This is a genomic window from Confluentibacter citreus, from assembly GCF_002807055.1.
Taxonomy (GTDB): Bacteria; Bacteroidota; Bacteroidia; order Flavobacteriales; family Flavobacteriaceae; genus Confluentibacter; species Confluentibacter citreus.
This window is the reverse complement of record NZ_NIXN01000001.1, coordinates 671,440-697,440: the sequence shown is the minus strand read 5'-3', so window position 1 is coordinate 697,440 and position 26,001 is coordinate 671,440. Positions and strand designations below refer to the sequence as shown.

Annotated in this window: 23 protein-coding genes; 11 read left to right on the top strand and 12 right to left on the bottom strand. The window is 34.4% G+C overall.

Annotation, left to right across the window (positions count from 1 at the left end):
* Position 1: 1 nt before the first annotated feature.
* Positions 2-661: a metal-dependent transcriptional regulator gene (locus CDH49_RS03010; protein ID WP_100613816.1), complete on the bottom strand. Its 660-nt coding sequence runs from the start codon at positions 659-661 to the stop codon at positions 2-4.
* A gap of 107 nt (positions 662-768) precedes the next feature.
* On the opposite strand from CDH49_RS03010, the gene CDH49_RS03005 reads away from it, so the two are divergent.
* Both CDH49_RS03005 and CDH49_RS03000 read left to right on the top strand, forming a co-directional pair.
* A complete protein-coding gene (locus tag CDH49_RS03005) occupies positions 769-3,021 on the top strand; it encodes a TonB-dependent receptor (protein ID WP_100613814.1) in 2,253 nt (750 codons plus the stop codon).
* Between the two features lie 36 nt (positions 3,022-3,057).
* The gene (locus CDH49_RS03000) at positions 3,058-3,417 is read left to right on the top strand and encodes a YraN family protein (protein WP_100613813.1); all 360 of its coding nucleotides are present in this window, start codon (positions 3,058-3,060) and stop codon (positions 3,415-3,417) included.
* Here CDH49_RS03000 and CDH49_RS02995 read toward each other — a convergent pair.
* Positions 3,414-4,742 (bottom strand): TlpA family protein disulfide reductase, encoded by a 1,329-nt coding sequence (locus CDH49_RS02995; RefSeq protein ID WP_100613811.1) that lies wholly within the window; start codon positions 4,740-4,742, stop codon positions 3,414-3,416. The two genes, CDH49_RS03000 and CDH49_RS02995, sit on opposite strands and share 4 nt — an antisense overlap.
* A gap of 33 nt (positions 4,743-4,775) precedes the next feature.
* Positions 4,776-8,129 (bottom strand): transcription-repair coupling factor, encoded by a 3,354-nt coding sequence (mfd, locus tag CDH49_RS02990; RefSeq protein ID WP_100613809.1) that lies wholly within the window; start codon positions 8,127-8,129, stop codon positions 4,776-4,778.
* 149 nt (positions 8,130-8,278) lie between these two features.
* Here mfd and CDH49_RS02985 point away from each other — a divergent pair, with 149 nt between their 5' ends.
* The 3 genes from CDH49_RS02985 to CDH49_RS02975 all read left to right on the top strand — a co-directional run bounded on the left by CDH49_RS02985 (position 8,279) and on the right by CDH49_RS02975 (position 9,806).
* The gene (locus tag CDH49_RS02985) at positions 8,279-8,710 is read left to right on the top strand and encodes a tellurite resistance TerB family protein (RefSeq protein WP_100613808.1); all 432 of its coding nucleotides are present in this window, start codon (positions 8,279-8,281) and stop codon (positions 8,708-8,710) included.
* A 157-nt stretch (positions 8,711-8,867) separates the two neighbouring features.
* Complete coding sequence (locus tag CDH49_RS02980; protein WP_100613806.1) at positions 8,868-9,209, top strand: hypothetical protein; 342 nt, start codon at positions 8,868-8,870, stop codon at positions 9,207-9,209.
* Positions 9,210-9,302: 93 nt separating this feature from the next.
* Positions 9,303-9,806 carry a hypothetical protein gene (locus CDH49_RS02975; RefSeq protein WP_100613805.1) on the top strand — a complete coding sequence of 168 codons (504 nt, stop codon included), beginning with the start codon at positions 9,303-9,305 and terminating at the stop codon, positions 9,804-9,806.
* A 67-nt stretch (positions 9,807-9,873) separates the two neighbouring features.
* Here the strand turns inward: CDH49_RS02975 and CDH49_RS02970 are convergent, their stop codons facing one another.
* The 5 genes from CDH49_RS02970 to metG all read right to left on the bottom strand — a co-directional run bounded on the left by CDH49_RS02970 (position 9,874) and on the right by metG (position 16,324).
* Complete coding sequence (locus CDH49_RS02970; RefSeq protein WP_100613803.1) at positions 9,874-12,000, bottom strand: Tex family protein; 2,127 nt, start codon at positions 11,998-12,000, stop codon at positions 9,874-9,876.
* An 81-nt stretch (positions 12,001-12,081) separates the two neighbouring features.
* Positions 12,082-12,786: an OmpA family protein gene (locus tag CDH49_RS02965; protein ID WP_100613802.1), complete on the bottom strand. Its 705-nt coding sequence runs from the start codon at positions 12,784-12,786 to the stop codon at positions 12,082-12,084.
* Between the two features lie 6 nt (positions 12,787-12,792).
* Positions 12,793-13,269, bottom strand: coding sequence for a lipocalin family protein (locus CDH49_RS02960; RefSeq protein ID WP_100613801.1), 477 nt, complete (start codon positions 13,267-13,269; stop codon positions 12,793-12,795).
* A gap of 419 nt (positions 13,270-13,688) precedes the next feature.
* On the bottom strand, positions 13,689-14,207 hold the full coding sequence (locus CDH49_RS02955; RefSeq protein ID WP_100613800.1) for a ferritin: 519 nt from the start codon (positions 14,205-14,207) through the stop codon (positions 13,689-13,691).
* 32 nt (positions 14,208-14,239) lie between these two features.
* A complete protein-coding gene (metG, locus tag CDH49_RS02950; protein WP_100614467.1) occupies positions 14,240-16,324 on the bottom strand; it encodes a methionine--tRNA ligase in 2,085 nt (694 codons plus the stop codon).
* Between the two features lie 168 nt (positions 16,325-16,492).
* Between metG and CDH49_RS02945 the strand changes: the two genes are divergently transcribed.
* Positions 16,493-17,509 (top strand): S66 peptidase family protein, encoded by a 1,017-nt coding sequence (locus CDH49_RS02945; protein ID WP_100614466.1) that lies wholly within the window; start codon positions 16,493-16,495, stop codon positions 17,507-17,509.
* A 2-nt stretch (positions 17,510-17,511) separates the two neighbouring features.
* Here CDH49_RS02945 and CDH49_RS02940 read toward each other — a convergent pair whose 3' ends face one another.
* The 4 genes from CDH49_RS02940 to CDH49_RS02925 all read right to left on the bottom strand — a co-directional run bounded on the left by CDH49_RS02940 (position 17,512) and on the right by CDH49_RS02925 (position 22,250).
* Positions 17,512-18,924: a DUF4403 family protein gene (locus tag CDH49_RS02940; RefSeq protein ID WP_100613799.1), complete on the bottom strand. Its 1,413-nt coding sequence runs from the start codon at positions 18,922-18,924 to the stop codon at positions 17,512-17,514.
* Positions 18,925-19,082: 158 nt separating this feature from the next.
* Entirely contained in the window at positions 19,083-20,861 is a 1,779-nt protein-coding gene (locus CDH49_RS02935) for an energy transducer TonB (protein ID WP_157805267.1), read from the bottom strand.
* Positions 20,862-20,873: 12 nt separating this feature from the next.
* Positions 20,874-21,413 carry an RNA polymerase sigma factor gene (locus CDH49_RS02930; RefSeq protein ID WP_100613797.1) on the bottom strand — a complete coding sequence of 180 codons (540 nt, stop codon included), beginning with the start codon at positions 21,411-21,413 and terminating at the stop codon, positions 20,874-20,876.
* Positions 21,414-21,509: 96 nt separating this feature from the next.
* Complete coding sequence (locus CDH49_RS02925) at positions 21,510-22,250, bottom strand: TerB family tellurite resistance protein (RefSeq protein WP_100613796.1); 741 nt, start codon at positions 22,248-22,250, stop codon at positions 21,510-21,512.
* A 202-nt stretch (positions 22,251-22,452) separates the two neighbouring features.
* Between CDH49_RS02925 and CDH49_RS02920 the strand changes: the two genes are divergently transcribed.
* The 5 genes from CDH49_RS02920 to CDH49_RS02900 all read left to right on the top strand — a co-directional run bounded on the left by CDH49_RS02920 (position 22,453) and on the right by CDH49_RS02900 (position 25,883).
* A complete protein-coding gene (locus CDH49_RS02920; protein ID WP_100613795.1) occupies positions 22,453-22,863 on the top strand; it encodes a BrxA/BrxB family bacilliredoxin in 411 nt (136 codons plus the stop codon).
* 145 nt (positions 22,864-23,008) lie between these two features.
* The gene (locus CDH49_RS02915; RefSeq protein ID WP_100613794.1) at positions 23,009-23,398 is read left to right on the top strand and encodes a hypothetical protein; all 390 of its coding nucleotides are present in this window, start codon (positions 23,009-23,011) and stop codon (positions 23,396-23,398) included.
* Positions 23,399-23,425: 27 nt separating this feature from the next.
* Entirely contained in the window at positions 23,426-24,166 is a 741-nt protein-coding gene (locus CDH49_RS02910) for a lysophospholipid acyltransferase family protein (RefSeq protein ID WP_100613793.1), read from the top strand.
* Between the two features lie 9 nt (positions 24,167-24,175).
* Positions 24,176-25,180 carry an acyl-ACP desaturase gene (locus tag CDH49_RS02905; RefSeq protein ID WP_100613792.1) on the top strand — a complete coding sequence of 335 codons (1,005 nt, stop codon included), beginning with the start codon at positions 24,176-24,178 and terminating at the stop codon, positions 25,178-25,180.
* 58 nt (positions 25,181-25,238) lie between these two features.
* The gene (locus CDH49_RS02900; protein WP_100613791.1) at positions 25,239-25,883 is read left to right on the top strand and encodes an HD domain-containing protein; all 645 of its coding nucleotides are present in this window, start codon (positions 25,239-25,241) and stop codon (positions 25,881-25,883) included.
* Positions 25,884-26,001: the final 118 nt, after the last annotated feature.

The following is a 26,001-nucleotide window of genomic DNA, read 5'->3' as shown; positions in this document are numbered from 1 at the left end:
ACTAAGATGCTTTTTTTACATAAATATTATTGGAAACTGTTTTTGAAATATTGATAAGGGTATTATTAACGTCAATGGTCATGGATTCGTCAAATTTTTCCTTGGAAATAATTTTTATTGAAGTTCCCAATGAAATATGATGTTTATCTAAGTACTTTAAAAAATCGGTTGAGGAATCTTTAACACCTACACAAATACAAGATTGATTTTCGCTTACTTGCGATAATAATATCTTTTCAACTTTTTTAATATTCCCATCTTTATCGGGAATGGGGTCACCATGTGGATCTTCTTCTGGATAATTTAAAAAGGCATCCAATTCGTTAATCAGTTTTTCAGATTTTATATGCTCCAATTGCTCTGCCACTTCATGCACCTCATCCCAGGAAAAATTTAGTTTTTCTACCAATAAAACTTCCCAAAGACGGTGTTTTCTAACAACGGATGCGGCGGCTAAACGGCCTTCTTTAGTTAAACTAACACCTTGGTATTTTATATAATTGGCTAGGTTTTTATCTGCTAATTTTTTAATCATATCAGTAACCGAAGAGGCTTTGGTTTCCATTTGTTCCGCAATGGCATTCGTGCTTACAGCAACGCTGCCTTGCTTTCCCAAATGGTAAATCGCTTTTAAATAGTTTTCTTCTGAGAGTGTTACCATGTGTCCGTTTTAAAAAACAAAGATATAAAATATATTTACTTTTATATAAATATATTTTTAGACAAGACTAAAAATATATTTATATTTGTAAAAATTATTATTTAGAAATGAGGTGTTTTTTTGGGTTATTATTCTTTAACGTGTTTATTCTTTATTCGCAAAACACATTTACCGTTGAAGGTAGCGTTACTTCAAACGGACAATCGTTGCCTTACGTCAATATTTATATGGCAAACACCACGTTGGGAAGCGCAACAAATGAAGATGGCAAATACGCAATCAACAACATAAGTCCCGGAAATTACACCATCTACGCATCATTCACAGGTTACAAAACGGTTAAAAAGAATATTGAAATTTCTAATAAAAACTTAATAATAAACTTCAATTTAGAAGAAACTGAATCTTTAAACGAAGTCGTTATTACAGGCACGATGAAAGCCGTCAGCCGATTGGAAACGCCTATTCCTGTGGAGGTTTATAGTGGAACTTTCTTTAAAAAGAATCCGACGCCAAACATTTTTGAAGCACTTCAAAACGTCAATGGTGTGCGTCCTCAAATAAATTGCAATGTTTGCAACACGGGTGATATTCACATAAACGGTTTAGAAGGTCCTTATACGCTTGTTCTCATCGATGGAATGCCCATTGTGAGTGGTTTATCAACTGTCTATGGATTAAGTGGTATTCCCAATTCACTTATCGAGCAAGTGGAGATTGTTAAAGGTCCTGCATCGTCACTTTATGGCAGTGAAGCTGTTGGTGGCTTGATTAATATCATCACTAAATTACCAGAAAACGCGCCCTTATTTTTTACAGATGGCTTTACAAGTTCTTGGGGCGAATTAAATTTGGATGTTGGATTAAAAGCCAAAATCGGCCAAAATGGTTCTCTATTATTGGGCACAAACTATTTTAACTATAACAACCCCATTGATAACAACCACGATAATTTTACCGATGTTACGCTTCAAGAACGTATTTCCTTATTTCAAAAATGGGAATTCAAACAAAAGAAAGGCAATAAGCTTTCGTTAGCTGGTCGGTTTTTTTATGAGGACAGATGGGGTGGCGAACTGCAATGGAACAAAAGTTTTAGAGGCGGTGATAGCGTTTATGGCGAAAGCATTTATACCACACGCTATGAAGTTATTGGCAATTATGAGCTTCCTATAAAAGAAAAAGTGCGGTTTCAATTTTCGTATTCAGACCACAATCAAAATTCCGTTTACGGAACAACTTTATATTTGGCAAAACAACGTATTGGGTTTGGTCAGTTTATTTGGGATAAAACCTTAAATCGTCACGATTTGTTATTTGGAATGGGTGCCAGATATAATTTTTATAACGACAATACCACGGCAACACAAACAGCAGATGTTATAACGATTCCTTCGGTATTTGTTCAAGATGAAATAAAACTGAGTGAGCAACAAAAATTATTGTTGGGTATGCGATATGATTATGACAATCGGCATGGTTCTATTTTAACGCCTCGAATCGCCTACAGTTATAAATTAACGGATGATGATATTTTAAGGGTCAATGCTGGAACGGGATTTAGAGTCGTAAACCTTTTTACTGAAGAACACGCTGCCTTAACTGGCGCAAGGGACGTTATTATTACTGAAACCCTGCGTCCAGAAACCTCCTATAATATCAATTTCAACTATCTAAAAAAGATGTACCTTGAAAATGGCATGCTATTTACTTTTGATGCTTCTGCTTGGTACACCTATTTCAACAATGCCATTATACCAGATTATGACACCAATCCGAACCAAATTATCTATAATAATTTAGATGGGTTTTCAACCACCAAAGGGTTTAGTTTTAATTTTGATAGCATGTTTAACAGCAATTTTAAAGCTTTAATAGGTGGCACATTTCAGGAGGTTTCAAAAACGGAAAATAATATAAAAACCAGACCCATTCTAACTGAAAAATTCTCAGGAACGTGGGCACTCAGCTATACAAATTATAAAACAAATATAGTAGTGGATTACTCCGGAAATATCTATGGGCCGATGCGTTTGCCTTTACTTGGTGCATTAGACCCGCGACAAGAATATTCACCTACTTGGAGCATTCAAAACATCCAATTTACTTATAACGGATTGCATAATTTTGAATTCTATGCAGGTATAAAAAACCTTTTGAATTGGACACCCAACAAAGGAAACCCTTTTATAATTGCTAGAGCTCACGACCCATTTGATAAGAATGTGGCATTTGATTCTAACGGACAAGTCATACCAACAAACGAAAATCCTTACGCATTAACATTCGATCCAAGCTATGTTTTTGCTCCCAATCAAGGTCGGCGTTTGTTTTTTGGTTTGCGATATAAAATTGATTGACAGTTTGTAATTGCCAAATAATTACTACATTTAATCATGGCTCAACACAACCAATTAGGCACGCAAGGAGAACAACTTGCTGTAGATTTTCTACTGAAAAACGGTTATGATATTTTAGACCGTAACTACCGTTTTGATAAAGCTGAAGTTGATATTATAGCCCTGAAAGATAATATACTAGCTATTACAGAGGTAAAAACACGCTCTACTATCGATTTTGGAAATCCGCAAGATTTTGTAAAACCCAAACAAATTCAACGGTTAGTCAAAGCTGTAGATGAATATGTGATTACAAACCAATTAGATGTTGAAGTACGGTTTGATATTATTGCCATTATAAAAGAAGGCAAAGGCTTTAAAATAGAACATTTAGAAAATGCTTTTTATCATTTCTAATCCTTCTGATAAAACGCTTTTAAAGCAACAACATCATCTGGTCTTGCTATAATTTCTTTGTCTTTGTTTAATATAAAATAAGTTGGAGTTGCAGTAACCCCATAGTCATCCCCTATAACATTCTCCCACTTTCCTTCACCAAATACATTAATAAAATCTGGGAATTTAGTAATGGTATCACTCCAATTATTGGCCTCACCTTCCAATCCTATTGCTATTACTTTTAGTTTGTCCTTTTCTTGGGTTTTTATAAAATCGTGTAATTGCGGCAATTCATGTAAACAATGCGCGCAGGTGCTACTCCAAAATACAATAATATAATTTTCGGCCCCTTGCAATTCACTTAATTTTTTAATGGTGTTTTTGTTGTTTTCTTTAATTTCAAATGAAAAATCGGGCGCTTTACGTCCTATGGAAATATTTCTGAAAGTAGTCAACTTATAGACCAGATCCTTATTGTTTTGAAGTTTTGCTATATCAATTAAATAACTATCTGCAATATAATTGGCAACTTCTTCAAACCCATCTTTTCCCATGCGTTCCCATAATTCTAAAAGCAAATTGCTCTTAATGTTTAAAGGCGCTTCGTTCATGGCTTTATAAAAAACATCAATGTTCTTCTTGTAATTTGAAACGTCGTCCAGACCTTCATGCGACGATCTAAAGACATAATTAAACATCCGTTCTCTTAAAAAGTTGGAACTTTGTAGCACTTCATTACTAAAATCCACATAATCAAAAAAATGGGTTTCCAAATTATTCATATAAGTTTTAACATCTTCTTGCTTTTCTGGAATGTAGAATCTGTTTGCCTCTATGAAATGTAATGCAATAGTCCCTAAAGCGGCGCCTTCAAAATTAGTTTGTGTTTCTCGTTGGGTTTTAAAAATAGACTCCAGTACTTTATAATCTTCACTTTTTTGAGCATAAAAATTATTTATGCTTTGTTGTATCATGGCCATGCTGTGCATGTAAGAAGTTATTAGTTTATTTTCTTTAGATGACTTGTAAACCACATTGTCATTAAGATTGAACGTAAATTCAATATCCTCATTTCCATTGTAGATGATATCAATAAAATGCTCGTCTTCGGGTAATGCGTAAATCAATTTATACATGCCTTTTGTTGCTGTGGAATCTAATTTCAATTCGAAACTTCCATCCTCTTTCAGCATGGCATTCTCTATATACTCCAATTTTGAAGGCGTTATTTTGTATAATAATACTGCTTTAAAATCTGCTGCCGGAGAAAAAGTTCCCCTGATGGTATGCTGACCAAAAAAGATATTCGGAATGATGGCAATTAAAAAAATGAGACGTTTCATTTATAACTATTTTTTAAAAAATTGATTCAATAACTAGGCCACAATCGGTTCTAAAACCGTTAAAGCTTGTTTCACTGTTTTTATGTTTTCAAAGGTTAATAACAATCTTAAACCGTTCCGGGTTTGTTTCTCTTTCATCTGACACATTCTCGGATTAGCTTGAACATATTGCAACACTTTTGTGAAATTATGACTTTGGTAGAAACTACTTTGTTGGTCGTTTATAAAATACCCAATGAATTTCCCTTGTTTCATAATGACTTTTTCAAAACCTGCTTTGGTAGCAATCCATTTGATGCGGACGCTATTTAATAAATCTTGAACCTGCTTTGGCAATTCCCCAAAACGGTCTATAATTTGGGTTTCAAATTTTTGTAAATCTTCTTCGGTTTTTAAATCGTTTAATTGGGTGTATAAATTCAAACGTTCGGCAATATTATTCACATAATTATCTGGAAATAACAACTCGAAATCAGAATCAATGGTTACTTCCTTTACATAAACTTTATTGTCAATGTCCTCATCATATAAATCCTTAAACTCATTTTCCTTAAGCTCCTCAATGGCTTCGTTCAATATTTTTTGGTAGGTTTCAAAGCCAATTTCATTAATAAATCCGCTTTGTTCACCGCCTAGCAAATCGCCTGCACCACGAATTTCCAAATCTTTCATGGCAATATTAAATCCGCTACCCAATTCCGTAAACTGTTCCAAAGCCGTGATACGTTTTCTAGCATCATCCGTCATAGCCGAATATTCAGGGGTAATAAAATAACAAAACGCTTTTTTATTACTTCGTCCTACCCTACCTCGCATTTGGTGCAAATCACTCAGACCAAAATTATTGGCATTATTTATAAAAATGGTGTTGGCATTCGGTACATCCAATCCGCTTTCAACAATCGTGGTACTTACCAAAACATCAAACGCGCCATCCATAAAAGCCAGCATCAATTGTTCCAATTTTTTACCATCCATTTGTCCGTGGCCAATCCCAATTTTAGCATCTGGCACCAAACGTTGGATCATACCAGCCACTTCCTTGATATTTTCTAAGCGATTATGAATAAAAAATATTTGTCCGCCACGCTGAATTTCATAACTCACGGCATCGCGTATGGTTTCTTCATTAAACCGAATCACATGGCTTTCAATAGGATAACGGTTTGGCGGCGGCGTTGTAATAACCGATAAATCCCTTGCTGCCATTAAACTAAATTGAAGCGTTCTAGGTATTGGGGTAGCCGTTAAAGTTAACACATCAACATTCTCTTTCAACGTTTTTAGTTTTTCTTTAACAGCCACGCCAAACTTTTGTTCTTCATCGACAATTAAAAGTCCTAAATCTTTAAACTTTACCTCTTTATTAACCAACTGGTGTGTGCCAATGATAATATCGACTTTGCCATTTTCTAAATTTTCTAGGGTGTCCCGTCTTTCTTTGGTGGTTCTAAATCGGTTTAAATAATCTACCGTTACCGGGAAATCCTTTAAACGTTCAGAAAACGTTCTGGAATGTTGGTATGCCAAAATGGTTGTCGGCACTAAAACGGCGACTTGCTTACCATTATCTACCGCTTTAAATGCGGCACGAATAGCGACTTCGGTTTTACCAAAACCAACATCGCCACACACCAATCGGTCCATCGGGCGTTCGCTTTCCATATCAGCTTTAATATCAGCAGTTGCTGTTATTTGATCGGGCGTGTCTTCATATAAAAAAGAAGATTCCAACTCCAATTGCATGTAACTATCTGGATGGTATTGATAGCCTTTTTCGGTTTTCCGCTTGGCGTATAATTGAATCAGGTTAAACGCAATGTGTTTAACCCTCGATTTTGTTTTTTCTTTAAGGGTTTTCCAAGCATTACTACCAAGTTTATAAATTTTTGGAGGTTTTCCATCCTTCCCGCTAAACTTGGTGATTTTATGAAGGGAATGAATGCTTAAATACAATACGTCACGTTCCCCATAAACCAATTTAATGGCTTCTTGCTGCTTTCCTTCCACATCAATTTTTTGTAAGCCACCAAAACGACCGATACCGTGATCTATGTGGGTTACATAGTCGCCAATATCTAAATTAGTGAGTTCTTTTAAAGTGATGGATTGCTTTTTAGCATAGCCATTTTTAACATGAAACTTGTGGTAACGTTCAAAAATTTGATGGTCGGTGTAACAAACTATGTTATTATCATGATCCACAAAACCTTGGTGTAATGATAATGTGATGGTTTTATAGGGTTTCACTTCCAAATGTGAATCATCAAAAATATCATGGAAACGCTTGGCCTGTTGCTCACTTACACAGGCAATATAATTGGTGAACCCTTTATCGTAATTGGTGTTTAAATCTTCAATTAATAAATTGAATTGTTTGTTGAATGAAGGTTGTGGAGAGGTATTAAATTCGATTGTTTTTGATGTTTCGACTGCGCCCAACATCACAGCAGAAGACCCAAACTCAATAATCGAAAAATCAAAAAGTTGCCTTTTCAGTAATGCTGAATTACAAAACAATTCTTCTGGTTTGGCATGTTTAATCTCTGTTAAAAGTGTTTTAAAAGCGGCTTCTGCCTTTCCATAAAAATCATCGATTCTAGAAAAAAACAAATCCATATTCTTAAAACAAAGCACTGTTTTTGAAGCAATGTATTTTAGGAAACTGGCACGCTCTTCATTCAAAAATTTATTCTCAACGTTTGGAATGATGTTAATTTTTTTTATTTGTTCAATGGATAGTTGCGTTTCCACGTCAAAAGTTCTGATGCTATCCACCTCATCTCCAAAAAACTCAATTCGGTAAGGTTCATCGTTAGAAAACGAAAACACATCTACAATACCACCTCTAACCGAAAATTCGCCCGGTTCGGTTACAAAATCAACACGTTTAAATTGATATTCAAACAAGACTTCGTTAACAAAATCTATGGACAAATTATCGCCGACACTAATTTTTAAGGTATTACGTTCCAATTCTTTTCGGGTAACAACTTTTTCAAAAAGTGCATCAGGGTATGTCACAATAATCGCTGGTTTTTTTTGCGAATTAATACGATTTAAAACCTCAGCTCGTAGCAACACATTGGCATTATCCGTTTCTTCAATTTGATAAGGTCTTCTGTAACTTCCTGGATAAAACAATACATCTTTAGTATTAATTAGCTGCTCAAGGTCGTTTAAATAAAAAGCCGCTTCTTCCTTATCATTAAAAACTAGTAAAAAAGGCTTGTCGGCATACTTAAAAACACTTGACAAAACAAATGAAAATGAAGATCCTACAAGGCCTTTAAGATGTGTTCTACTTTGATTTTGAGCAATGGCTTTTTGCAGATTTTGTACTTGTAAAATCTGTGAATAGGTTTGCGAGAGATTGGTTTTACTCACGTAATTATGGTTTTTAAAGATTGCAAATATAAGGTTTACATATATTCGCTTCTAATAATTAACATGGATATATGCTTTTTTTCACTTTGTTTTGTGCAAAAAAAATGAAAAAAATATGTAGGTTTGCACCACTTTAAAAAACAAAATATATGTCGTTTTCTGATTTATTTGATAGTGGATTTAAAAAGCGTAACGAAGACCATTTTGCTGCCATCGTGAGAGTCGCTATGGACAATGGTTTTATTTCTGATGATGAAAAAGCATTTTTGGATAGATTAGCCCGTAATTTGGATATAAGCGAAGAAGATTATAAACTTATTTTAAAAGATTATGCATCTCACCCCATTAACCCACCATTTGAATATGATAGACGTTTAGAACGTTTATATGATTTGGTAAGAATGGTGCATGTAGACCAAATTAATGGTGACCCAGAGCACAAACTTTTAAATAAAATTGGTGTAGGTTTAGGGTTTCATGCGGTAAACGTAAAATACATTATTGATAAAGCATTAACATTGGTTAGTAATGGTGCGGATTTGGACACCTTTATGAACGAAATAAAAAACATGAATAGATAGAGTAATTTGTATTCAAAACAAAAAATGCGAGCCTAGTGGTTCGCATTTTTTGTTTGCACCATTTTCTGATGAAATAATGTGCTTTAAATGATAGAAAAATTATTAATTTATTAACACGCTTTATTTATACATTTGCGTATTATAATTTCAAAGCCAAATGCTAAAATTTAACTGTTTTCTTTTAACGGTTACTATAAGTTTCTTCTCTTTGTTTCTGTTTAAAACAGAAAACACAATTTCATTTCAGGCAATTACCCATACGCATGATATTAAAATTGATGGTTTATATAATACATCTGCCATCTCAGCTAATAATTCTTTCCTTGAATTATTAAGTTTTGACAAACAAAAACTAACAAATGCCAATTTTATTTACACGTTTACGTGTTTAAAAAAGGTATTTTTAGATGAGGGTTATAACTATCTTAAAGTATGTAATCTCATAGATTTAAATTTAACCACACGTACCATCATTTATCCGTTTCACTCCTTCTTGTAGCCACTTAATTTTATTGTGTTTATAAAAATTTCATCATTAAGTATTTAATGGTGGCTTTATCTATTTCAAAAAAATTAATTTAAAATATACAAGATGAAAACTTCTTTAGTAGTTATTTCTGCGCTTTTAGTATTAAGCGTATTTGTCCCTTTCATAATATTTATTTACAATGGTGCCAAAAACACAATGAGTGTAAAAAAACAATCCCAGTTATTAATAAAGAATAATGGAATCGTTTACCGCGCAAAAGAGATATGGCGAAAAAATTTTATTGGTATCAGTAACGATAACAAGACACTTACATATATTAGCTTTAAACAAGATAAACCCATTATTAGCAATATTTCTTTAACAGACATAAAACAATGCCATATCATTAAAAGCTACAACAGCAATAGTGCAAATAAGGTGACGTCGTTAAAGCATATAGATTTAGAATTGGTTTATAAATCTGCTGCTAAAGCCAATGTAATTATTAATTTCTTTAACTTGGACGAAGATTTAAGTGAAGATTTTGAATTACAACGCATTGAAAATTGGCATGCACACATTAAAAATGCCATCGTTGAGCCTCAACAGGTTAAAATAGCGTCTTAATCATGATTTTTTATCCAAGACCACAAATACACCAATATAAAAAGTGTATTTGTGGTTATTTTTAGGCTTATTTATGCAATTTTAATTGAATACGTTTTCGCGGAATATCAACCTCTAAAACTTTGACAATAATCTGTTGGTGCAAACTCACATGCGCATTAACATCACTTACAAAACTATCTGAAAGGTTGGACACATGAATCAAGCCACTTTCTTTAATACCAACATCTACAAAACAACCAAAGTTGGTTATGTTATTAACAATTCCTGGAAGCAATTGCCCTTCTCGTAGATCGTTAATGGTTTTTATATTCTGATTGAAGGTAAACACCTTGGCTTGCTCACGAATATCCAATCCAGGTTTTTCCAATTCTTTTATAATGTCCTGAAGTGTTGGCAAACCAACAGATGCTGAACAGTATTTTTTTAAATCTATTTTTTGAAGCAATTCCGAATTCCCTATTAACTCTTGCACCGTTTTGCCTAAATCCATCGCCATTTTTTCAACAATAGGATAGCTTTCTGGATGTACCGATGAATCATCCAATGGGTTTTTAGAATCTTTTATTCTTAAAAAAGCAGCCCCTTGTTCGAAAGCTTTATCTCCTAAACGTGGTACGTTTTTAATATCACTTCTTGAAGAAAACGCACCATGCCCATTTCTATATTCAAAAATATTTTCGGCTAGTTTGGGACCAATACCCGATACATAACTTAATAAGGATTTACTAGCTGTATTGATATTCACTCCAACTGCATTCACGCAATTTTCTACGACAAAATCCAAAGATTTTTGAAGCTTGGCCTGATCGACATCATGCTGATATTGCCCAACACCAATGGATTTGGCATCGATTTTAACTAATTCCGCCAATGGATCCTGTAGCCTTCTTCCAATAGAAACACTTCCTCTTACAGTCACATCATAATTCGGAAATTCGTCTCTTGCAATTTTTGAAGCTGAATAAATACTGGCTCCCGCTTCACTCACTACAAACACCTGAATATCATTTTTAAAATGAATTTTCCGGATTAAGTCTTCTGTTTCCCTGGATGCCGTACCATTGCCAATAGCAATAGCTTCAATTTTATAAGCATCGGCCAGTGAGCTTATTTTTTTCATTGCACCAATAGCATCACTTTTTGGTGGATGTGGATAAATAGTTTCGTTATATTTTAATTGCCCTTGTGCATCTAAACACACCACTTTACAACCAGTTCTAAACCCTGGGTCTATTGCTAAAACACGCTTTTCACCAATTGGGGAACCTAATAATAATTGTTTCAAGTTTTTAGCAAATACGGTAATGGCGGACTCATCTGCTTTTTCTTTAGCTAGCTGTAACGCTTCGTTCGATAAGGATGGCAATAATAACCTTTTATAGGCATCCTGAATAGCTAATTGAATTTGTTCAGAACAAGCATTGTTGGATCGAATGATTCTATCTTCAATTTTACTTAAAGCCTTATCATCATCAACATGTATTTTCACTTTAATAAATCCTTCGTTTTCTGCCCTTAGAATAGCCAATAATCTATGGGATGGTATTCTACTTAGTGATTCTTCCCAATCAAAATAATCTCTAAATTTTTGAGCATTTTCATCGGTTTCTTTAACTTTTACCACTTTTGTGGAAATCATGGCGAAACGCTCTAATTGCTGCCTGATATTGTTTCTAATATCGGTACGTTCATTAATCCATTCCGCAATAATATGTCTGGCTCCTTCCAAAGCGTCATCAGCGGATGCCACGTCGCCTTTTACATATTTAAATGCTAGCGACTCCACATCATTGGCATTTTGACTCATGATTATTTTTGCCAAAGGTTCCAAGCCATTTTTTCTTGCGGTTTCTGCTTTGGTTTTTCTACTTTTTTTAAAGGGCAGGTATAAATCTTCAAGGCTTGTTATGTCTGGAGCCGTTACAATTTTTTGTTTTAATTCCATACTTAAAACGCCTTGTTCTTCAAGTGCTTTAAGAATGGTTACTTTACGTTTTTCTAAAGCTTCAAACTGATCTTTATACTTTACAATATCCCCAATTTGAACCTCATCTAAATTACCTGTACGTTCTTTTCGATAACGGGAAATAAAGGGAATGGTGCAATCTTCATTTAAAAGTTGAATGGTGTTTTTTACTGAAGTTTCAGGAAGTTTGGTGTAGGCAATAATATACTCAAGTAACTGGGTCATTTCATATCTGTTTATTACAAAAAAAAATCTCGTTTTCAAAATAACATTGAAAACGAGATTTATACAAATATAATATTGTTTTTAATTTCCTGCTTGTGATTTAGCTTCTTCTATCATTTTTTGATTTGGTAAAATAGCGACATTCACACGTCTGTTTTTAGCACGTCCAGCGGCAGTACTATTATCATGCATTGGCTGACTTTCACCAAACCAATTTGTTGTAAGACGTCCACTGGATATTCCATTTTGGGATAAATAATTAGTTACTGCATTAGCCCTGTTTTTAGAAAGTGTCATGTTGTAATCTTCAGCACCTTGGCTATCAGTATGCCCAACCACCAAAATATTAGTGTCTGGATATTCTTTAAAAACACCTATCAATTTATTTAATGTTGTTTGTGAAGCACCATTAATGTTAAATTTATTAGTGTCAAAATACACACCGCTACTTTCATCAAAAGTCACTACAATACCATCATCAACTCGCTCTACTTGCGCACCTGGAATTTCCTCTTCAATTTTTTGAGCTTGTTTATCCATTTTACTACCGATAAGAACTCCGGCACCACCACCAACAACACCACCAATAACGGCACCTAATTCGCCGTTACCACCTTTACCAACATTATTGCCAATAATAGCCCCTAAAATAGCTCCTCCCGTAGCACCAATAACGGCGCCTTTTTGTTTATTATTCGCATTTTCAACTGCTTTACAATTTGTTAAGCTTAAGGTTAAAACGATTGCAAAAAGTGCGATTCCTATGTTTTTTATAGCTGTTTTCATATATTATTATTTAGTAAAATTCATGTTTATTGTAAGTGAGCTACCTGAGACATTAACCGATTGTTGCCATTGCATAGCAGTGTCTGATAATGCTGAAAGTTTTAATCTAAAACCTTGGTTGGTTTCAGACTTGTGTTTTTCATTTGTTGGTTTTAATAAAAAATCATATAAACTTGTTTCTGCATCTACTTCTTGAATGGTGAATACAAAATGCCTTTCACCTGTTGAACAACTGCTGTTGTTAATGGCATAAACGCCTGTATTATTATTTGGCACAAATTGCCAAGTACTGCCCTCAAAACAAGCCTTAGAGGCATCATTAAGCAAGGTTGTGTTGTAAGTTCCAGCTTGACTGTAGGTTATCGAACTCAATACCCAATCTCCTTTAATTACTCTTTTAGATGTTCTTACCGTTTTAGAGGTTCCACAAGAAGCGACCAATAAAAGGACACTTATGCTTAGTAATGTTATTAATTTTTTCATACGTTGATTGTTTTACTATTATACGCGCTAAATTAAAGCAATGGATCTTATTGGTATTACAAAATTTGCTTTTTGTATTATATAATTTGTGTATTGTGTATTACATCGGACTAATCAAGCTATTACAAAAAAAGCAGGTCCTTTTTAATAAAAGCCTGCTTTGTAATTATGAAAATTGTAGATTTTTGTGATTAGGCTACTTTTTTAAGTAAATCGAAACAGGGACATTTTCCACAACGTTTGTCCTCTGCCTTTTTATATTTTTCACAGCAACTGCCCTTTACTTTGTTCGGAAGTTTAATGCCAAACTTTTCAAGTTTTTTAATTGCTTTTTTTTGCTTCTTTTTACCCACAGTATTTCTATAGTATGGGCAAAAATAATTATTTTTATTAAATCTAAATAAGATTAAATGTTAAATTTATTGTGGATTAACAGTTGAAGCCGTACTTACTGTCAAGGTAACAATATCCCTATCAAACAAATACAAGCCTCCTTTGTCGTCACCAATTAAATTTATCTTATCTAGAATAGTCCGCGCAACCGCTTCTTCTTCTATTTGTTCAGCTACATACCATTGTAAAAAGTTATGTGTTGAATAATCTTTTTCTTGTAAACTAATATGCACTAATTCATTAATGCTTTCGGAAACAAAAATTTCATGTTTATAAAGTTCTTCAAACATTTCTTTAAACGATTTAAATGTCACATTTGGTGCAGCAAGTGCAGATACTTGAGCATGGCCACCTCGCTCGTTTACGTATTTCACCAATTTAAGCATGTGGTCGCGTTCTTCTTGTGACTGCTTGAACATAAACCCGGCAACACCTTCTAACCCTTTAACTTCTGCCCAACACGCCATGGCTAAATAAATTTGTGACGATTCGGCTTCTATTTTTATCTGGTTGTTAAGTGCTTGTTCTATATTTTTTGATAACATAATTTTGTCTTTTTTATAAAATTAAGAAATAACTAACTTATATGCAATCCATTTGGCACATTCGCATCATCTGGATTCACAAAAACCAATTTGCCTTCAGCATTTTCAGTCATTAAAATCATGCCCTGACTTACCACGCCACGTAATTCTCTTGGTGCCAAGTTAACTAAAACAGTAACGCGTTTTCCAACAACTTCTTCGGGGGTAAAACTTTCGGCAATACCTGAAACAATGGTTCGTACATCAATCCCTGTATCTACTTTCAACACCAATAATTTTTTGGCTTTTGGCATTTTTTCGGCTTCTAAAATAGTCCCGACACGAATATCTAATTTGGTAAAATCTTCAAAAGTTATGGTGTCTTTTTGAGGCTCTAGAGTTTTATTAGCGACTTCGTTTGCCTTTTTACTCGCTTCTAATTTATCCAATTGAAATTGAATGGTGTCGTCCTCAATTTTAGAGAATAGTAATTCAGCTTCGCATATTTGGTGCCCTGATGGAAGCAATATGGTTTTAGATGAAATGTCGTTCCAAGAGTTCTCGATACGATGCTCCTGCGTCGCATCACTCGAACTGACCTTTAGGATGGCTTTCAATTTACTTGATGTAAACGGTAAAAAAGGTTCGCTTAAAGTTGCCAATGCCGCAGCTATTTGTAACGCGACGTACATAATGGTTTTGGTCCTTTCTTCATCTAGTTTTATTACTTTCCAAGGTTCTTCATCGGCTAGATATTTGTTTCCTAACCGTGCTAAATTCATCAATTCTTGTTGTGCTTCTCTAAAACGGTAACGTTCAATAGAACTGGCAATGACATCAGGGTAGGCTTTTACGGCTGCTAATGTTTCTTCATCAATTGCAGATAATTCATTAGGTTTAGGCACCACGCCCTCATAATATTTATTTGTCAAAACCACCACACGGTTGATAAAATTTCCAAAAATAGCTACCAACTCGTTGTTATTCCTAGCTTGAAAATCTTTCCAAGTAAAATCGTTATCCTTCGTTTCTGGTGCATTAGCGGTCAACGCGTAACGTAATACATCTTGCTGATTGGGGAATTCCAATAAATAGTCTGGTAACCAAACTGCCCAGTTCTTGGAAGTAGATAGTTTATTGCCTTCCAAATTTAAAAACTCGTTCGCCGGCACATTATCCGGTAAAATATAACTGCCTTCCGCTTTTAACATAGCCGGGAAAATAATGCAATGAAACACAATATTATCCTTCCCTATAAAGTGCACCAATTTGGTGTCGTCACTTTTCCAATATGGTTCCCAATCTTTACCAACTCTTGCTGCCCATTCTTTGGTTGAAGATATATAACCAATAGGCGCATCAAACCACACATACAACACTTTGCCTTCTCCCCCTTTAACAGGCACTGGGATTCCCCAATCTAAATCACGGGTTACGGCACGAGGCCGCAAACCATCATCAATCCACGATTTTACTTGTCCGTATACATTCGGTTTCCAATCCTTTTTATGGCCTTCTAAAATCCATTCCTTTAAAAAATCTTCATACCTGTCTAAAGGCAAATACCAATGTTTGGTTTCCTTTAGAGTCGGTACATTACCTGTTAAGGCTGATTTCGGATTTATTAAATCGGTAGCATTTAAACTCGTCCCACATTTTTCACATTGGTCACCATAGGCTTCCTCATTGCCGCATTTTGGGCAAGTACCTGTTACAAACCTGTCCGCTAAAAACTGATTGGCTTGTTCATCATATAATTGCTCAGATGTTTCTTCAATAAATGCCCCTTTTTCATATAAGGTTTTAAAGAATTGGGATGCCGTTTCATGATGGATTTTAGCCGAAGTCCGTGAATAATTATCAAACGAAATGCCGAATTCTTCAAACGATTTTTTAATAATAGCATGGTATTTATCCACCACATCTTGCGGAGACACACCTTCGTTTTTCGCTTTAATGGTAATAGGCACGCCGTGTTCATCACTTCCGCCAATAAAAACCACATCGTTTCCTGTTAAGCGTAAAAAACGTGCATAAATATCAGCTGGCACATACACTCCTGCTAAATGGCCAATATGGATTGGGCCGTTGGTATAAGGTAATGCCGAGGTAATGGTATATCGTTTTGGTTTGTTCATTAATTTAAATTTTACCGTCATTGCGAGAAACAAAGTGACGAAGCAATCTCATAAATTGAAACTCAAAACAAGCAGATTACTTCATTTCACTCGTAATGACGAGTTATTTTGAAGGCATAAAAGTACACATTTTGAAACCGATTTAGAAAAAAAATGTACATTTACATTATGTCAAAAAACCTATTAATTATTGCATTATGTAGTGTTGCTTTTTTCTTAGGAAAAGCTCCTATGCAGGCACAGGATAATCCATTAAAACAAACAAAAACTTTGAAAAAACCACCCTACCTAAAAGTTGGCGATACCGTTGCCATTGTTGCGCCATCAGGCATTTTAAAAAACAGAACGGCCGAAATCGAACAAGCCAAAGCACTTTTAAAAAGTTGGGGACTACATACCGTTGTTGGAAAACATGTGTTTAAACAGAATAATCATTTTGCAGGAACTGATACTGAACGCGCTGAAGACTTTCAAATGGCGTTGGACGACCCTAAAATTAAAGCCATTTGGTGTGCACGCGGTGGTTATGGTGCTGTTAGAATTCTTGATAAATTGAATTATACCAAATTTAACAGCAAGCCCAAATGGATTATTGGTTATAGTGATATCACCGCATTGCACAATCAAATTCATAATCTAGGTTTTGAGAGTCTGCACGCCATGATGTGCACCAGTTTACAAGATGGGGCTGAAAACATTAAAGAAACCATTTCGACTTTTAAAACGGCACTTTTCGGAAGTCCTTTATCGTACACACTTCAAGGTTCTAAATACAATAAAATAGGAAACGTAAGTGCGCCTATTGTTGGTGGGAATTTGTCCATTTTATACAGTATGTTGGGGTCTAATACCAGCATTGACACCTCTGGAAAAATCTTGTTTATTGAAGAAATTGGCGAGTACGAATATAGTATCGACCGAATGTTGCAAAGTTTAAAGCGCGCTGGTTATTTTACCAATTGTAAAGGTGTGATAGTGGGGGATATTTCTAAAATCCGAAAAAACACAACACTTTGGGGAAGCCCTATACAACAACTCATTTTAGATGCTTTAGCGGAATACAATTTCCCGATTGCCTTTAATATGCCTGCTGGTCATGAAAAGGATAATCGCGCTTTGATTTTGGGTAGAACTGTTGAAATGAGTGTTGACAAAAATCAATCTTCCATTGTTTTTAAAAATTAATGTCACTTCAACCCATCAACAGTAACGCTGATATTTCCTTTTACTTTCAAAAACGCCAGTATCGCTGTATTGGTTAATTGTATTTTTTCAAACTCGATATCTTTCATCGTACCATTCACAAAAACACCAGGAACTGGCGAATAATTGCTAAGATAGTTTAGCATGGTTTGCTTACCTTCATCTAAATTAGATTGTATGGAGTATTTACAGTATTCTTGAATTCTTTTAAGTATCAATCCTTTTGCCAACCAATTAGCCGTTCGCAGCAATTTATTTTTGGTATCCAAAACATAATCTAATTTATAGAAATATATTTCTTTATTAACAGCATCGTATTGAGGCATGCCCGAAAGATATATGGTGCCATTTACCGAGCCTTCTAAATCTAGAGCAATGACCAGATTGTTGTCTTTATGCCAAATATCAACTTTTTTAACCGTTACCTTTTTTGAACCCGAACTAAATTCTTGTCCCGAAAAATTTTTGGTCATAATCTTTGAAGCATCTTCATACGTTGATATAGCAATAATGGTTGAAGTAACATGGTTTGGCATGTCTGTTACTGGTTTCAAAAGAATGTTTTTAGCATTGAATTTAGATTCCGGTTGATGACCAACAACAGTTTCCATCTCGCATTTCATGCCCATTTGAAGCAATACGTTATCGTTTTTAAGTTGGGCATCGGTACTATAAATTTCAATGGGCACCAATCTAAGCCAGCTTTCATACGCCTCATTCATTTTAAAAGGCACGGTTAATTTTTCAATGGCGTTTAAAACGTTTGGCTTAAAATCCATAGACGCTTGAATGGCCTCATCAATACTTTTTTCAATGTTGGCTCTAAATAATTTTATAACAGGATTTACTAAGTAGGTTACAGGCACGTTTTTTCCGTAAACAACCATGGACGGACTTTCCTTCCACTGTAAATCGGCTATGGATGTCTTTGATTTTAATTTCCAGTTAGATAAGCCAATGTCGCTTGAAAGTGTAACAACCCCATTTAAATTAAATTCGCTGGTTTTATAAAGATTAAGGCCCAAAGTTTTAGTGCCAATTCTATATTTAATCACCGCTTTTAAAGGTAAAATTGTTTTAATGCGTTGCTTATTTGATGTTTTATCTTGCCTAATGGTTATGGGGGCTTGTTTCCATACTTTTATTTCAATATTGTCATCTTCAATGGCTTTGTTTTCATAAATCAACCCATTCAATATGGCGTTTGTTTGATTTTCAATATCTGACAACTTAATACTTACCGGCACATTTATAAACGATGGATCAAGCTCATAAACTAAAGGTGTTATAGCTGTTTCAGGCTCTGGTTTTATGGTATCTAACTGCTTTTTTGAAGCACAAGAACAAATAATAAGAACAATTATTAATAGACTAAAAAACAATTTAGGCTTAATCATTTTGATGCTTTTTGGCAACAAATGTAATTAAAGGGCTAGGATTAATTCAAAAAAATTATTTAATTCCATTTCAACAAAAAAGTGATTTAGTCTAGGTTATTAGCTTGATTAAAACAACAGATTTTCCCAATACATCGCATTTGGTTTTTAAGGAATAATTATTCAAACAATTTATTCAGTTTCTTTAATTCCTCTTTCATTTCTTCAATAGTCACTTCTTTAAAGTTAAATTTTAAATCGGGGTTTTCTTCTGTTTTAGTTTCAATGATGTCTAAATACAATTTTTCGTCATCCTTTTTTATGGCAACAATTACTACATCTTCATCTTTACCAACGGTTCCAAAATTGTAAATCCCATTAATATTCTGGCTTGGCAAAACCGAATTTATAGATTTAAAAATCATACTAACAACTGTACCTTTACCATCATTAACTTTGAGTCTGTATTTAACTCTTTGGGTTCTTCCATTAATAAATCGGTCACAATTAATCCAACCCAAATTTAAAGTTCTTAGAATATAACTGTTAACACTTGAAGATCTAACATTAGTTTCCTTTTTAAGACTATTCTCAAAATTTTTTGTAACAATGGAGTCTGTAGAAACTGTAGCTATTGGCAAGCCATTATCAATTGAAGCTCTTCCAGATACGCCATTTACTTGAAAAGCTATTGGCAACGAATAAGGCACTGTAACTGCTTTGCCCCTTTGCTTACCTGGTTGCATTTTAGGAATTAACCCCACCACTCGATCGGCCTCAGCCTCTAATGCAGGATGAGCTCCCCTAGATTGAATAAATACTACGTTTCCTTCTTCATCTATTTTAAACAAAATTGTTACCCGCATTCTGCCTCTCAAACCTAAGGCATCTGCGATACTTGTGTTAAAGTTGTTTTGAACAAAATTTGAAATAGCTTCTCTAGTACATTTTATTCTTTCCGTTTTACTCAAATTTTCACAACCAGGATATACAGGTGGTTGTTCAATCACTGCAAAAGGCACCTCAATATTTTCTTCAATTTTTTTGACATTGGAAAGGATTGGTTCAATGTCGTTCGTTAAAATTCCTGAGTTTTCTTGAAGCTTCCAATTAATGTTTTCATTTTTCCATGTTCCAGAAAACAATTGCATATTTTCTTTCTTGCTTTGAGTTGGAAACAAAATGTCTATACTTGAGTTTTGTGCTAGCTTTAAATCCGAATCCCCATTTTTTGCCTCAATAAAAAGCATACCGCCAGTTTCCAATTGTTTGTCATCAGATGTTGTGCTTAAATTGGCCAATAACATGTCTGATAATTTGTAATATTCAGTAACTGCAATGTTTATTTTGCCTTCAACTATGTTATTATTGGCATCAACAAAAGAGTTTGCGTTAATAACTAATTTTGTGCCTTCTCTACAAATAATAGTTATGTCCTTTTTAGAATCTACAACAAAAAATTGCGGTGCTTTTTTTAAGGAATCGAAATTCAAGTTTCCCTTTTTTGATTCTTTTTCAGATGAAACAATCGTTTTGTCAATCTCCTCTTTTTCAATTACAGACAAGGTGTCTTTTAAAATCCGATTCCTTTCACTACCATCTTTAGAAGGAATAGAATCTGAAATTATTGTTGCGTTATTATCAGGAATTGGTTTAGGCTCAACCGTTGTGTTGCCAAATAAAAACATATACGCCAAAATGGAAATAACAACAATTGCTGCCGAAATTCCTAAATACTTAAACCATTTCACTTTAGTGTAATACTGCTTGGCGGTTTTAATTTCTGCTTTTAAGGTTTGGCGTTTTAAGCCCTCTAGAAAAACAAGATGTTCTTCATAAAGATTTTTGAAATAATTGTCCGTTTTTAAGGTATTCAAAAAGATTTCAGACTCCTTGGCTGAAAGTGATTTATTTAAATACTGATTGATGAATTCTATATGTTGAATGTAATTTTCCATGATGCTTCCCAATTAAGATTGAACCGTTTTACTAGCTTGATAAATGTCTTTTGCTTTTTCCAAACACTTATACTTTTGGTTTTTGGCAACCTTTTCAGAAGCAAATTGCATAATATTGGCAATCTCCTTAAAAGACTTGGCTTTTTGATAAAACAATTGCAAAAGCTGTTGGCATCGTTCCCCTAATTCTAGAAATGCGCGTTCAGCGAGTTGGTATTTTTTCTCTTCTAAAACATTATGAAAGTGATCAACTTCATTACTATTTAAATTATGAAGTTCCTCTTTTGAAAATTTGTCCTGAAAATCCTTCCAGACAAATCTTGAAACAGAATATAAATACGTGTAAAATGAAGATGTGAGGTTAAAATCTGATTTTTCCAGATTTCTATTGAGTATGATTAATGCTTCCTGAAATACATCGGAAGCATCTTGCTTTTGTCCGCCTATAGAAATTATTAATGCTTCAATTTTTGGATACAAAGCGTATAACTTACTAAAAGCTTTTTCGCGTTGACCATTCTTGAAAAGTTCTAAGATTTTTTTATCGTTCATAAAACTTGTTTATTACTTAATGGTCAATTTGCAAAAAGGTCTCCTGAATAGTTTTAAAATTATTGAATAATTAATTTAATTAGCAGACATAAAAAACTAAAACCCTCTCTCCTTTTGCAATTGCTCATACGCCGCTTGCACTTGCCTAAATTTTTCTTCGGCACCTTGTTGGTGTTCTTTTCCTAAATGGACGACTTTATCGGGGTGGTATTTTTTAGCCATGTTTCGGTAGGCTTTTTTTATGTCGTCGTTGGTAGCTGTTTTTTCGATTTCCAATATTTTATAAGCACTATCGGCACTCTTGTAGAACATCGCTTTAATACTTTCATAATCATTATGACTGATACCTAAATAACCCGCGATGGTATAAATTTGGTGTACTTCATCATCGGTTACCAAACCATCGGCTTTGGCAATTCCGAATAAAAAGTGAATGAGTTGTAAACGCGACGCATGTTCCATCATTTGCCTGATTTGCAAACACACTTGCCTGGTCGAAATATTTTGTTGTTTGTTTATCTCTTTAAAAAGTTTAAACGCATGATTGGCGCGTTCTTTACCATACATGCCCACAAATTGATTTCGGACAAAATCCAACTCACGTTGGTCTTGCTTGCCATCCGCTTTTATAACTATGGAGGCCAAAATAAGTAAACTTATTTCAAAATCTCCTGATTGCGTTTTCGGTTTTGTATAAATCGGTGGTTGTTCATTTGTAGTTTGAATACTTACACCCACAGAATCAATAATGCTCCCCAATGCCAAACCTATAATGGCACCAATTGGGCCACCAAACGACCATCCAATAGCAGCACCGATCCATTTCGAATAACTCATGTAATTTCCTTTATTTATTAATGATTTCAAATATAATACTGTTAGTTGGGTTTTGTTGATGTTTGTTACGAAAAAGGTTTGAGTTATTTTGTTTACTATAAAGTGAGTTTTAAATGAAAGGAGCCACTGAATACTGCGACATAAAACTTAATTTTCTGTATCTTTGCAGTCTATAAAATGTTAATTATTAAAATTTAAAAATATGTATCCAGCAGAATTAGTAAAACCAATGCGAGAAGATTTAACCAAAGTTGGTTTTGAAGAATTACATACCCCTGCGGAAGTAGATGCCGCAATAGCAAAAGAAGGCACAACACTTGTAGTTGTAAATTCTGTTTGCGGTTGCGCTGCAGCAAATGCCAGACCAGGTGCTAGAATGAGTTTGCAAAATGCCAAACGTCCAGACCATATTGTGACTGTTTTTGCAGGTGTGGATTTTGATGCCGTAACCCGAGCAAGAGAACACATGATTCCGTTTCCTCCAAGCTCACCAAGTATGGCCTTATTCAAAGATGGCGAATTGGTGCACATGTTAGAGCGTCACCATATTGAAGGTAGACCCGCAGAATTGATTGCGGATAATCTTATGGATGCTTATAACGAGTTTTGTTAAGCCTCACTCCCAACCCTCACTCCAAAGGAAAGAGGGCTAAAAGTTTTCAAAATATACATTTAAGAAACCACGATTTAGTCGTGGTTTTTTTGTTTCAGGACGCAACCTTTATAAAGAATATGCATCTTTGTATAAATGCTTAACCATGAAAAACACCTTTTTTGCCCTATTGTTAATTTGCTTAACTTTTACAGCTTTTAAATGTGATGATGATGCATCTTTTGGTTTTGAAGAAGATAAAAAAGAGTTAGCATCTTTAAAGAAAACCATTGAAGACCTTGCTAACACTTCGGTTTGTGATGAAAATACGCAATGTAAATTTATCGCCTTTGGTAGCAAACCTTGCGGTGGTGCTTGGAGTTATTTAATATATTCAACATCTATCGATGTTGAAAAACTAGAGATGTTGGTTGAAGAATATAACCAGAAGAACACCGATTTTAATACAAAGCATGGTATCATTTCAGATTGTAGTGCTGTGATGCCTCCTACCGGTTTGAAATGTGAAAATAACACCTGTATTGCTGTTTATTAAAACTTAGTTTTTACTTATTTTTGGGACATGCAAAAAATATTGTCATATCCCATATCCATTATTTATTCCCTGTGTTTCTTTTTAACACTGGTCATATTCCATCCCATACAGTGGTTTTGTTTTAATGTTTTTGGTTATCAGGCACACAAGAAAAGTGTTGATGCTTTACAATTCTGTTTAATGCGTTGCGCCAATATTTTAGGAACACGCTTTACATTTACAAATCCTCATCAAATTGACACCAATCAACCACTAATAATAGTAGCAAACCATCAAAGTTTACACGATATATATCCGCTAACATGGTATATGCGTAAACATCATCCTAAATTTATTAGTAAAATAGAATTGGGAAAAGGCATCCCTAGCGTGTCTTACAATTTACGCCATGGGGGCGCCGCGTTGATTGATAGAAAAAATCCCCGTCAGTCGTTGCCAGCTCTCATGAATTTTGGAGATTATATAGAAACCAATAAACGTGCTGCAGTTATTTTCCCTGAAGGTACAAGAAGTAAAAATGGCGAGCCCAAACCTTTTCAAACTAAAGGATTGGAAATTTTATTCAAGAAAGTGCCGTCGGCAATAATTGTTCCTATTTCGATAAATAATTCATGGAAAATGTTAAAATATGGTAAATTCCCATTGGGTTTGGGCACACATATTACATTTACCGTACATAAGCCTATAAAATTGTCTACCTTTGTATCAGACAAAGAAACCCTTATCAATAATATAGAAACCGTTATCAAAGAACATATTCACCCTTAAAATATAGTTATGTCGTTGAAAAATGTGAGATTTGAAGTCATGAAGTTTTTGGAAAAAGATGTCGATTCTCTTATAGAAAAATACCTTATTCCTATAGATAGTATTTGGCAACCAACAGATTTTTTGCCAAATTCTGAAGGGGATGACCAAGCCTTTTTTGAAGAAGTTAGAGAGATTAGGGAACTGTCAAAAGAATTACCATACGATTTTTGGGTGGTTCTTGTGGGCGATATGATTACTGAAGAAGCGTTGCCAACCTATGAATCTTGGCTTATGGATGTTGAGGGTGTTGACCAAGTTAGTGAAGGCGGAAATGGCTGGTCTAAATGGGTGAAACAATGGACTGCTGAAGAAAATCGCCATGGTGACGTATTAAACAAGTATCTTTATTTATCTGGGCGTGTTAATATGAAAGAAATTGAAAAAACCACGCAGCATTTAATTGCAGATGGTTTTGATATCGGTACTGATAGAGACCCATACAAAAACTTTGTTTATACCAGTTTTCAGGAGTTGGCTACCTATGTTTCCCATAATAGAGTTGCAAAAATTGCAAGTAAAAGCGGAAACAAACAATTAGGTAAAATGTGTAAAATTATTTCTGGGGATGAAATGAGGCACCACCATGCCTACTCAGAATTTGTTGAGCGTATTTTTAAGGTAGACCCTAGCCAAATGATGATGGCGTTTCAATATATGATGAAACAAAAAATTACGATGCCAGCACATTTTTTAAGAGAGTCTGGCGATAAAATAGGCACAGCCTTTGAAGAGTTTTCAAATACGGCACAACGCATTGGTGTTTATACATCCAAAGATTATGTGGATATTTTACAAAAACTCATTGAGCGTTGGGAAATTGACAAAGTAACTGGTCTTGATGATGACGCCGAAAAAGCTCGGGATTATTTAATGAAATTACCCGAGAGAATGACACGATTGGCTGACAGAATCAAAATACCCCAAAACTCATATCAGTTTAAGTGGGTAGAGCCTGCAACTTTAAAATCATAATGACTTCCTAATAAAATTAATTCCTTTCCAAACAGAAAGGAATTTTTATTTTTATACCATGACTGAACAGGAACAAATTAATAAGACCATGGTTTTTGCAAAAGAAACCCTGGTAAACGCTGAAGGTGGCCATGATTGGTTTCACACCCTTAGGGTTTATAATAATTCCTTGCTTATCGCAAAAGGTGAAAAAACAGATGTATTTGTGGTGTCGCTTGGAGCTTTATTACATGATATTGCCGATAGTAAATTTCATGGTGGAGATGAAACCATAGGACCTAAAATAGCACGGGAATTTTTATTTAAAATCAATGTGGATTCCGCTATTATTGAGCACGTTATAAAAATAATAGAAAACATATCTTTTAAAGGCGGTAATGAAGCACAAAAATTTAGTTCGCCCGAATTATATGTGGTTCAAGATGCCGATAGATTAGATGCCATGGGAGCTATTGGTATCGCACGTTGTTTTAACTATGGCGGATTTAAAAACAGACTCATTTACAATCCAGATATTAAGCCTAATCTTAATATGACTAAAGAGGAATATAAAGTATCTACAGCTCCTTCCATAAATCATTTTTACGAAAAATTATTACGTCTTAAAGATAAAATGAATACAAAAACTGGGCACGCCATCGCTTTGGAACGCCATAATTATATGTTGCAGTTTTTAGACCAATTTTACAAGGAATGGCATTAATTATTCTTTAATTTATATTTTCTACAATTTAAACCATTTTGTTAAAATTGGGTGTCTAAAAAAGTTATCTCATACAATTAAAAGTGCTTTTAATCGTCGAATAGATGACATAACGATT

Excerpts from the sequence above, each read along its gene's own strand:
- CDH49_RS03010 (WP_100613816.1), bottom strand. The coding sequence starts at position 661 with ATGGTAACACTCTCAGAAGAAAACTATTTAAAAGCGATTTACCATTTG.
- CDH49_RS03005 (WP_100613814.1), top strand. The coding sequence starts at position 769 with ATGAGGTGTTTTTTTGGGTTATTATTCTTTAACGTGTTTATTCTTTAT.
- CDH49_RS03000 (WP_100613813.1), top strand. The coding sequence starts at position 3,058 with ATGGCTCAACACAACCAATTAGGCACGCAAGGAGAACAACTTGCTGTA.
- CDH49_RS02995 (WP_100613811.1), bottom strand. The coding sequence starts at position 4,742 with ATGAAACGTCTCATTTTTTTAATTGCCATCATTCCGAATATCTTTTTT.
- CDH49_RS02985 (WP_100613808.1), top strand. The coding sequence starts at position 8,279 with ATGTCGTTTTCTGATTTATTTGATAGTGGATTTAAAAAGCGTAACGAA.
- CDH49_RS02980 (WP_100613806.1), top strand. The coding sequence starts at position 8,868 with ATGCTAAAATTTAACTGTTTTCTTTTAACGGTTACTATAAGTTTCTTC.
- CDH49_RS02975 (WP_100613805.1), top strand. The coding sequence starts at position 9,303 with ATGAAAACTTCTTTAGTAGTTATTTCTGCGCTTTTAGTATTAAGCGTA.
- CDH49_RS02970 (WP_100613803.1), bottom strand. The coding sequence starts at position 12,000 with ATGACCCAGTTACTTGAGTATATTATTGCCTACACCAAACTTCCTGAA.
- CDH49_RS02965 (WP_100613802.1), bottom strand. The coding sequence starts at position 12,786 with ATGAAAACAGCTATAAAAAACATAGGAATCGCACTTTTTGCAATCGTT.
- CDH49_RS02960 (WP_100613801.1), bottom strand. The coding sequence starts at position 13,269 with ATGAAAAAATTAATAACATTACTAAGCATAAGTGTCCTTTTATTGGTC.
- CDH49_RS02955 (WP_100613800.1), bottom strand. The coding sequence starts at position 14,207 with ATGTTATCAAAAAATATAGAACAAGCACTTAACAACCAGATAAAAATA.
- metG (WP_100614467.1), bottom strand. The coding sequence starts at position 16,324 with ATGAACAAACCAAAACGATATACCATTACCTCGGCATTACCTTATACC.
- CDH49_RS02945 (WP_100614466.1), top strand. The coding sequence starts at position 16,493 with ATGTCAAAAAACCTATTAATTATTGCATTATGTAGTGTTGCTTTTTTC.
- CDH49_RS02940 (WP_100613799.1), bottom strand. The coding sequence starts at position 18,924 with ATGATTAAGCCTAAATTGTTTTTTAGTCTATTAATAATTGTTCTTATT.
- CDH49_RS02935 (WP_157805267.1), bottom strand. The coding sequence starts at position 20,861 with ATGGAAAATTACATTCAACATATAGAATTCATCAATCAGTATTTAAAT.
- CDH49_RS02930 (WP_100613797.1), bottom strand. The coding sequence starts at position 21,413 with ATGAACGATAAAAAAATCTTAGAACTTTTCAAGAATGGTCAACGCGAA.
- CDH49_RS02925 (WP_100613796.1), bottom strand. The coding sequence starts at position 22,250 with ATGAGTTATTCGAAATGGATCGGTGCTGCTATTGGATGGTCGTTTGGT.
- CDH49_RS02920 (WP_100613795.1), top strand. The coding sequence starts at position 22,453 with ATGTATCCAGCAGAATTAGTAAAACCAATGCGAGAAGATTTAACCAAA.
- CDH49_RS02915 (WP_100613794.1), top strand. The coding sequence starts at position 23,009 with ATGAAAAACACCTTTTTTGCCCTATTGTTAATTTGCTTAACTTTTACA.
- CDH49_RS02910 (WP_100613793.1), top strand. The coding sequence starts at position 23,426 with ATGCAAAAAATATTGTCATATCCCATATCCATTATTTATTCCCTGTGT.
- CDH49_RS02905 (WP_100613792.1), top strand. The coding sequence starts at position 24,176 with ATGTCGTTGAAAAATGTGAGATTTGAAGTCATGAAGTTTTTGGAAAAA.
- CDH49_RS02900 (WP_100613791.1), top strand. The coding sequence starts at position 25,239 with ATGACTGAACAGGAACAAATTAATAAGACCATGGTTTTTGCAAAAGAA.